This is a genomic window from Allobosea sp. 01N443 (assembly GCF_056399325.1).
The window spans coordinates 25,329-31,735 of record NZ_JBFTRC010000047.1 but is presented as its reverse complement, the minus strand read 5'-3'; the positions used below and the strand labels follow the sequence as shown (position 1 = coordinate 31,735).

The window sequence follows — 6,407 nt, the reverse complement described above, 5'->3', positions numbered from 1 at the left end:
GTCCTCAGCGGCGATCTTGCAATATTGATCGGATGGGGATTCTGGCTGGTGCTTGCCATCACGTCCATTGTCCTCTTCAGGCAGAGCATCCCACTGGATCAATAGGGCTGCCCCCAGAGCGCCCTGCCCGGAGGAGCGCCACGACGCGGTAGTGGCTCTCGGCCGGTCATAGGTCGTGCTGCGCAGATCGAAATGCGATTTGGCGGGATGCGTCACTTGATTGAGCGCATTTTCAATGCTGCCCCAAAGGGGGAGTGGTGCCCAGAGCTGGAATCGAACCAGCGACACTGCGATTTTCAGTCGCATGCTCTACCAACTGAGCTATCTGGGCATCCGGCGAAGCGCCAGGCGCTTCGTGTTGGTGGGGGCGATATAGAGCGTGATTGGCGGGCTGTCCAGTCGCTTCAGCCGGCTTCCGATCAAGTCTCGTCTTCGCGTGTGGGTAACCCGGTTTCAGACTCCTCCACCGGCTCGCCGGGAATGACATAGCTGCCCTTCAGCCAGTGGCCGAGATCGATGTCGCGGCAGCGTGACGAGCAGAAGGGCCTGAAGCGGTGTACCGCCGGCTTGCCGCAGATCGGGCAGGGTCTTGGCGCCGGCGGGGGTGACGTGTCCTGATTCTCAGCCATATTTGAGCGTGATGCCTCCATCGACCACGAGTTCGATGCCGGTGACATAGCGCGCTTCGTCACTGGCAAGGAAGAGCGCGGCATAGGCCACGTCCCAGGCCTCGCCCATATGACCCATCGGCACCTGCGCATCGCGCGCCTTCCACATCGCGGCGATGTCGCCTTCGCCATAGGCCTGCGCGAGGCCGGCGGAATGCTCGACCATCGGCGTCTTCATCAGGCCGGGCAGGATCGCGTTCACGCGAATCTTCTGCGCCGCGTATTGCACCGCGGTCGTGCGGGTCAGGTGATTCAGCGCCGCCTTTGTGGCGGAGTAACTGGCATAGGGCACGCCGGTGTGGCGAATCGAGGCGATCGAGGAAATGTTGATGATCGAGCCGCCCTCGCCCGTCTCCTCGAACTGGCGCTGCATCACCGGGATGACGTGCTTCATCGCCAGGAAGGCGCTGGTGACATTGACCTTGAAGACGCGCTCCCAGGTCTCCTGCGGCAGATCGACGACGCCGCCGACCTCGGCGATGCCGACATTGTTGTCGAGGATGTCGATGCGGCCATAGCGGCCGAGCGCCTGGCCGACGAGATCGGCGATCGAATCGGCCCGGGTTACGTCGGTCTGGACCGCGAAGGCCTGGCCGCCCTCGTTCTGGATGATTGCCGCCGTCTCCTCGGCGGCATCGCGGTTGAGATCGGCGCAGACCACCCTGGCGCCCTCACGCGCAAAGATCGTCGCGGTTGCCTTGCCATTGCCCCAGCCGGGCCCGATCGAGCCTGCGCCCGCGACGATTGCAACCTTGCCCCTCAAGCGTTCCGTCATCGGCCCCATCCCTGGTTGCGCGCCTTGCGCTGCCGAAGCGGCAGCGGCGACAGGATCGGGATAACCGCAGGTCAGGGCAAGATGCGCTGACGCTCAGCCGACATTCATCCAGCCGAAGCGGATCGGGAAGCCTTCGCCGCCGAGCAGGTTCACCGTCTCGTAGAGCGGCAGGCCGACCACGCCGCTATAGGAGCCGACGAGCTTGACCACGAAGGAGCCGGCAATGCCCTGGATCGCGTAGGCGCCGGCCTTGCCGCGCCATTCACCCGAGGCGAGATACATCTCGAGATCTTCGGTCGAGAGCCGCTTGAAGCGCACGCGCGTCTCGACGATACGGTCACGGATCGCTCCGCCCGGCGTAACCAGGGCTACGCTGGTATAGACGCGATGGGCGCGCCCGGAGAGCATCCGCAGGCAGGCAGCCGCCTCATCGACGATCTCCGCCTTGGGCAGGACACGACGGCCGACTGCGACCACGGTATCGGCCGCCAGGATGTAGCAGCCTTCGAGATCGKGGCGGCTCTTTGCGCCCTCCCGCGCGGCCTGCGCCTTCTCGCGTGCCAGGCGGCGCGAAAGATCGCGCGGCCGCTCGCCTTTCAGCGGTGTCTCGTCCAGATCGGACGGCAGCATGGCGTCGGGCTTCAACCCGGCCTGCTCCAGCAAGGCCAGCCGGCGCGGAGAGGCCGAAGCCAGGACCAGCATAGGCCGCCAGCCGGGCTGCTTGGGAGTGGAGAAGAAACTCAAGGGCGTTCGTCTCTAAGGCTCGCAGGCGCCCATGGCGGACACCCTCCGACCAAGCCTCTAGATCATTTTCGCCGGTTGCGAAATCTCTCTGAACCGCCACGCGCCGAATGCAATCCTGGAGCGCAATACCCATTTCGTTATGTTCACTGCGCATAAAATACGCAGCCTCGCCCTTGCGTTTCAGCCTTTCACTTGACACATTAAAGCCTGCGGCCCGCAGACGCGGCCTCTTTGCGAGGCCGGAGTCCTTTCCGACCTGTCCCGTGTTCCGGAGCCCTTCACCGAAATGACCACATCGACCCGACGTCCGCGTTCCGCTCTGGGAACGGGAGTGGAAGCGCAGGCGCTCGTGAGCAAGGTCATGACGATGCAGGCCGAGGCCGGGCTGACCATCGCGATGCGGATGCCGATCCTGCTCAAGGGCGCGCTCGGCGACCGGCGCGGCCAGCGCGAGGCGACGAAGGCCCTGACCGAGAAGGTTTCCGCGGTGATGGAAAGCGGCCTCGCCGCGAGCCAGGCTGTCAGCCTGTTCTGGTGGGATCTGGCCTTCAGCCCATTCAGCCAGCTCGACATGAGCGAGGCGGTCGCCCGGGCGACCAGCAACACCCTCGAGCCATTCTCGAAACGAACCCGCGCCAATGCGGCGCGGCTGAGCAGCCGCCGCCGCTAGATTATAGCCGGCCCGACACTTTTCCGGCCGATGCTTCAGTGCGTTTGCATCGGCTATCCCGAAAACCGCAAATCCACTTTTCGAGCCGATGCTTTAGTCGGTATCCGACACGGACGCCTTGGCGAGCTCGGACGGAGCTTCCACCAGGCCGGCGTTGTATTCGCGCTCGAGCTTGCGATAGCGCGCAACGCTGATCGGGATCAGCGCGAGATAGGCCAGCACGATCAGCGACAGCATCTCGAAGGGGTAGGCAAAGAGCAGCCCCGCCACCACCACCACCGCGACGAAGAGCGGCAGCACCTTCTCACGCGGCACGCGGGTGCCGAGCGTCTTGCCGGCATAGCAGGGGATGCGCGAAATCGTCAGGAAGGCGATGAACAGGATATAGATCCCGACCAGCAGGGCGCCATATTCCTGCACCGGCACACCGATGAAATGCAGATAGAGCGGCAGCATCGCGGTGATCGCGCCCGCGGGCGCCGGCATACCGACGAAGAAGTTCTTCTGCCAGTCGGGACGATTGGGATCGTCGATCATCACGTTGAAGCGCGCGAGCCGGAGCGCCATGGCGCAGGCCAGCGTCAGCACGATGATCCAGCCGAAGGAGCGCAGATCGTGCAGGACGAAAATCCAGAGCACATAGCCCGTGGCGACGCCGAAATTGACGAAATCCGAGAGCGAATCGAGCTCGGCGCCGAAGCGCGACGTGCCCTTCAGCATGCGCGCCAGGCGGCCGTCGACGCCGTCGAGCGCGGCAGCGATCAGGATGAAGATCGTCGCCGATTCGAGCTTGCCCTCGACCACGAGCCGCATCGCGGTCAGGCCGAGGCAGAGCGCCAGCAATGTGATGACATTGGGCGCGATCAGCCGAAACGGGATCGCCTTGAAGCGCGTGCGCTTCGATTCAGCCTGCTCGGGCTCGAAGGGGGGAAAGAGATCGCTCATGCCAGCCGGAATACGCGGTTTTAGGCCCGGAGGCTAGGAGCAGTCGGCGATCATCCCGGGCGCCGCATCACGGCGCTCCGGGATGTCGAAAGCGCTCAGATTCCGCGGAAGCTGCGCCGTGTTTCGCTGGCCGAGACATCGGCCAGCACGGTCTCGCCGGCGATCGCGGTCTGGCCTTCGCCAACCAGCGGAATCACGCTCGTCGGCAGATAGACGTCGACGCGCGAGCCGAAGCGAATCAGGCCGAAACGCTCGCCCGTCGCAATCGCATCGCCCTCCTTGACGAAGGGCACGATGCGCCGCGCGATCAGGCCTGCGATCTGGACGACGCCGACCGTGCCGGCCGGGGTCTCGATCGCCAGCGCGTTGCGCTCATTGTCCTCGCTCGCCTTGTCGAGCTCGGCATTGAGGAAGAGGCCCGGCGTATAGGCCATCTTGATGATGCGGCCCGAGACCGGGGCGCGGTTCACATGGCAATCGAAGACGTTCATGAAGATCGAGATGCGCGTCATCGGCTCGGCCGGCATGTTCAACTCCGGCGGCGGCAGCGCCGAGGCGATCTGGCTGATGCGGCCATCGGCCGGCGAGATCACCAGCCCCTCGCGTTGCGGCGTGACCCGGATGGGATCGCGGAAGAAATAGCAGACCCAAATCGTGATGATCGCGCCGAGCCAGCCGAAGGGCGACCAAAGATTGGCGAGCACGATCGTCGCCACCAGCGCGATCGCGATGAAGACGTAGCCCTCCTTGTGGATGGGAACGATCACTTTGCGGACGGAATCGACGAGCGACATGGGCAATCCTGTTTGGTCTTGTCAGCGCGTCGGCAGAGTGACGCTCCCCTGCGGCCCGAATGGGGCGGCAGGCATTGCCGCGTGATTTACGGGGTTCGGCGCTCCGGGGGAAGAGGCCGCATGCCGCGCCCCTTGTGGCAGACGAAACTCCGCCTCTTTGCCGCCGCGTCTTCCAGACAGGGCAGCGGAACGGCTAGAAGTGCAGCCATGGCATTGGTGCGGAGTGCGGGACATGGCGGAGGCGGGCGATATCGACACGGCTCTTCTGGCCAGGCTTGGCTGTGACGATGTCAGCCTGCGGCTGAGCAGGAGCTATTCGCCGGAAACCTCGCCCTGGCGCGCCGCCGCCTATCGCTTCGACATCCTGGCCGAGGCTGAGCCCGCCGGCACGATCAGCCTGCGGCCAGGCGCGAGCTATCTCCTGACCCATCTCGCCGGGCAGATCGGCTTTTCCGTCGAGCCAGCCTATCGCGGGCGCGGCCTCGCCGGCAAAGCCGTGACGGCGCTGCTTCCCCTGGCCAAGGCGTGCGGCCTCAGCGAACTCTGGCTGACGACGACGCCCGACAATCTCGCCTCCCGCCGCACGCTGGAAAGGCTCGGCTGTGTCCTCGTCGAAGAGGTCACGATCCCGGAAAACTACGAAAGCTATGCCCGCGGCGAGCGCCTGAAGCTGCGCTACCGGCTGGAGCTGGACTGAGCGTAGCCGTCAGTCGGCCGGGCACTGCCCGACAAGCTCGGCCAGCGCGCTCCGGCCGGATGCAAGGTCGAAATCGGCAGAAACCGCCCCGCTGCCCTGAGCCGGGATCAACACACTCATCTCGGCCCCGCCGAGGATCAATCCGAGTAGGGACGCCGGGCGCGCAACATGCACGGCCCGGTCCGCCCCGACCGCGCCCGCCAGTTCAACCGCCGGCTGACCATCGGCTTGAACGAAGGATKCAGCCGCCCGCCCCGCCTTGCCGAACAGTCCGTCATTGTTCAGCGGCAGAAAGGCGATGGACAGGCTGGCCTCGATGCAGCGGATCGCGAGGCCGACATGGGCCTCTCTATCGCTCAGCACCGCCGCGACATCCTTGCGCCCGCCCTGCCGGTCATTGGTAATGACCACCCAGTTGCCGATTTTCTTCGTGCCGGAGGCCTGCACAGGCATGGCCGACAGCGCCAGGACCAGGCTGGCGCCGAGCCCGAACACCGCTCGCAAGCGCTTCGCTGCCGTCATCGCGTGGCCCCTGAGGGGCGGCTGAGCGCACCGAGCGCCGCCGCCCAGGGCGCAGGGGCCGGCAGCATGACATCCGCCGGAAAATGCGGGAGCAGTTCGAAGGCGAGCCGCTGGCCTGCCCGGTCCTCCTGGACCACGAGAGTATCGAAGCGAAGCAGCTGAGCGGAGGCTCGCGGCAGGACAGCGCCGGCCGCGACAGGCTTGCCCGCAACCATCAGGACGAAGCAACTATCGGCCGGATTCCAGCCCCGCTTCGCTGCGGGGCTCTCGGGCGCGCCGCCCTGCACGAGATATCCGCCCTGCCAGCGTATCGAGAGCGCCTCATCGAGCCGAAGCGGTTGCCGATCGGGAGGAAGTGTCGATTCCAGCGGCGACGGCGACATTCTGAGCAGCGAGCACGTCTGGACGATGCCCGGCCGTCCCGGCTTGACGATCCAGAGCTCCCAGCCCTGCTCCGTCGCGGCAGCGGCCCGGTCCGCGGCCAGGATGGAGAAGAGAAGCGCCCCGGTCAGGCGCAGGCGCTTCAGCATGGTGTCACCGCGGCAGGCAAGGATCGGCCAGTTGCGTGGGAGCGAGCCATCGCCACGCAAGC

Annotated in this window: 10 protein-coding genes and 1 tRNA gene; 2 read left to right on the top strand and 9 right to left on the bottom strand. The window is 65.7% G+C overall.

Going from position 1 to position 6,407, the window contains the following annotated elements; all coding sequences use genetic code 11:
- The 5 genes from AC1DRP_RS14340 to AC1DRP_RS14320 all read right to left on the bottom strand — a co-directional run.
- The coding region (locus AC1DRP_RS14340; RefSeq protein WP_476768795.1) for a hypothetical protein at positions 1-288 on the bottom strand (288 nt) is incomplete at its 3' end.
- A tRNA-Phe gene (locus AC1DRP_RS14335) sits at positions 256-331 on the bottom strand. The genes AC1DRP_RS14340 and AC1DRP_RS14335, both read right to left, overlap by 33 nt.
- A gap of 88 nt (positions 332-419) precedes the next feature.
- Positions 420-629, bottom strand: coding sequence for a DNA gyrase inhibitor YacG (gene yacG / locus AC1DRP_RS14330; protein ID WP_441507897.1), 210 nt, complete (start codon positions 627-629; stop codon positions 420-422).
- Positions 622-1,443: an SDR family NAD(P)-dependent oxidoreductase gene (locus AC1DRP_RS14325; RefSeq protein WP_441507898.1), complete on the bottom strand. Its 822-nt coding sequence runs from the start codon at positions 1,441-1,443 to the stop codon at positions 622-624. The genes yacG and AC1DRP_RS14325 overlap by 8 nt, the downstream gene beginning before the upstream one ends.
- Before the next feature lie 93 nt (positions 1,444-1,536).
- Positions 1,537-2,145, bottom strand: coding sequence for a Maf-like protein (locus AC1DRP_RS14320; protein WP_476768796.1), 609 nt, complete (start codon positions 2,143-2,145; stop codon positions 1,537-1,539).
- Positions 2,146-2,473: 328 nt separating this feature from the next.
- Here AC1DRP_RS14320 and AC1DRP_RS14315 point away from each other — a divergent pair, with 328 nt between their 5' ends.
- A complete protein-coding gene (locus tag AC1DRP_RS14315; RefSeq protein WP_141739951.1) occupies positions 2,474-2,857 on the top strand; it encodes a hypothetical protein in 384 nt (127 codons plus the stop codon).
- A gap of 93 nt (positions 2,858-2,950) precedes the next feature.
- Here the strand turns inward: AC1DRP_RS14315 and AC1DRP_RS14310 are convergent, their stop codons facing one another.
- Both AC1DRP_RS14310 and AC1DRP_RS14305 read right to left on the bottom strand, forming a co-directional pair.
- Positions 2,951-3,802: a CDP-alcohol phosphatidyltransferase family protein gene (locus AC1DRP_RS14310; protein WP_441493064.1), complete on the bottom strand. Its 852-nt coding sequence runs from the start codon at positions 3,800-3,802 to the stop codon at positions 2,951-2,953.
- A gap of 95 nt (positions 3,803-3,897) precedes the next feature.
- On the bottom strand, positions 3,898-4,596 hold the full coding sequence (locus tag AC1DRP_RS14305; protein ID WP_476768794.1) for a phosphatidylserine decarboxylase: 699 nt from the start codon (positions 4,594-4,596) through the stop codon (positions 3,898-3,900).
- Between the two features lie 232 nt (positions 4,597-4,828).
- Here AC1DRP_RS14305 and AC1DRP_RS14300 point away from each other — a divergent pair, with 232 nt between their 5' ends.
- A complete protein-coding gene (locus AC1DRP_RS14300; protein ID WP_441507900.1) occupies positions 4,829-5,293 on the top strand; it encodes a GNAT family N-acetyltransferase in 465 nt (154 codons plus the stop codon).
- A 9-nt stretch (positions 5,294-5,302) separates the two neighbouring features.
- Here AC1DRP_RS14300 and AC1DRP_RS14295 read toward each other — a convergent pair whose 3' ends face one another.
- Entirely contained in the window at positions 5,303-5,815 is a 513-nt protein-coding gene (locus AC1DRP_RS14295) for a hypothetical protein (protein ID WP_476768793.1), read from the bottom strand.
- Complete coding sequence (locus tag AC1DRP_RS14290) at positions 5,812-6,405, bottom strand: hypothetical protein (RefSeq protein ID WP_441507902.1); 594 nt, start codon at positions 6,403-6,405, stop codon at positions 5,812-5,814. The genes AC1DRP_RS14295 and AC1DRP_RS14290 overlap by 4 nt, the downstream gene beginning before the upstream one ends.
- Positions 6,406-6,407 lie beyond the last annotated feature (2 nt).

Bases quoted from the DNA above. Each gene is read 5' to 3' on its own strand.
- AC1DRP_RS14310 (WP_441493064.1), bottom strand. From the start codon at position 3,802: ATGAGCGATCTCTTTCCCCCCTTCGAGCCCGAGCAGGCTGAATCGAAG.
- AC1DRP_RS14325 (WP_441507898.1), bottom strand. From the start codon at position 1,443: ATGACGGAACGCTTGAGGGGCAAGGTTGCAATCGTCGCGGGCGCAGGC.
- AC1DRP_RS14305 (WP_476768794.1), bottom strand. From the start codon at position 4,596: ATGTCGCTCGTCGATTCCGTCCGCAAAGTGATCGTTCCCATCCACAAG.
- yacG (WP_441507897.1), bottom strand. From the start codon at position 629: ATGGCTGAGAATCAGGACACGTCACCCCCGCCGGCGCCAAGACCCTGC.
- AC1DRP_RS14300 (WP_441507900.1), top strand. From the start codon at position 4,829: ATGGCGGAGGCGGGCGATATCGACACGGCTCTTCTGGCCAGGCTTGGC.
- AC1DRP_RS14315 (WP_141739951.1), top strand. From the start codon at position 2,474: ATGACCACATCGACCCGACGTCCGCGTTCCGCTCTGGGAACGGGAGTG.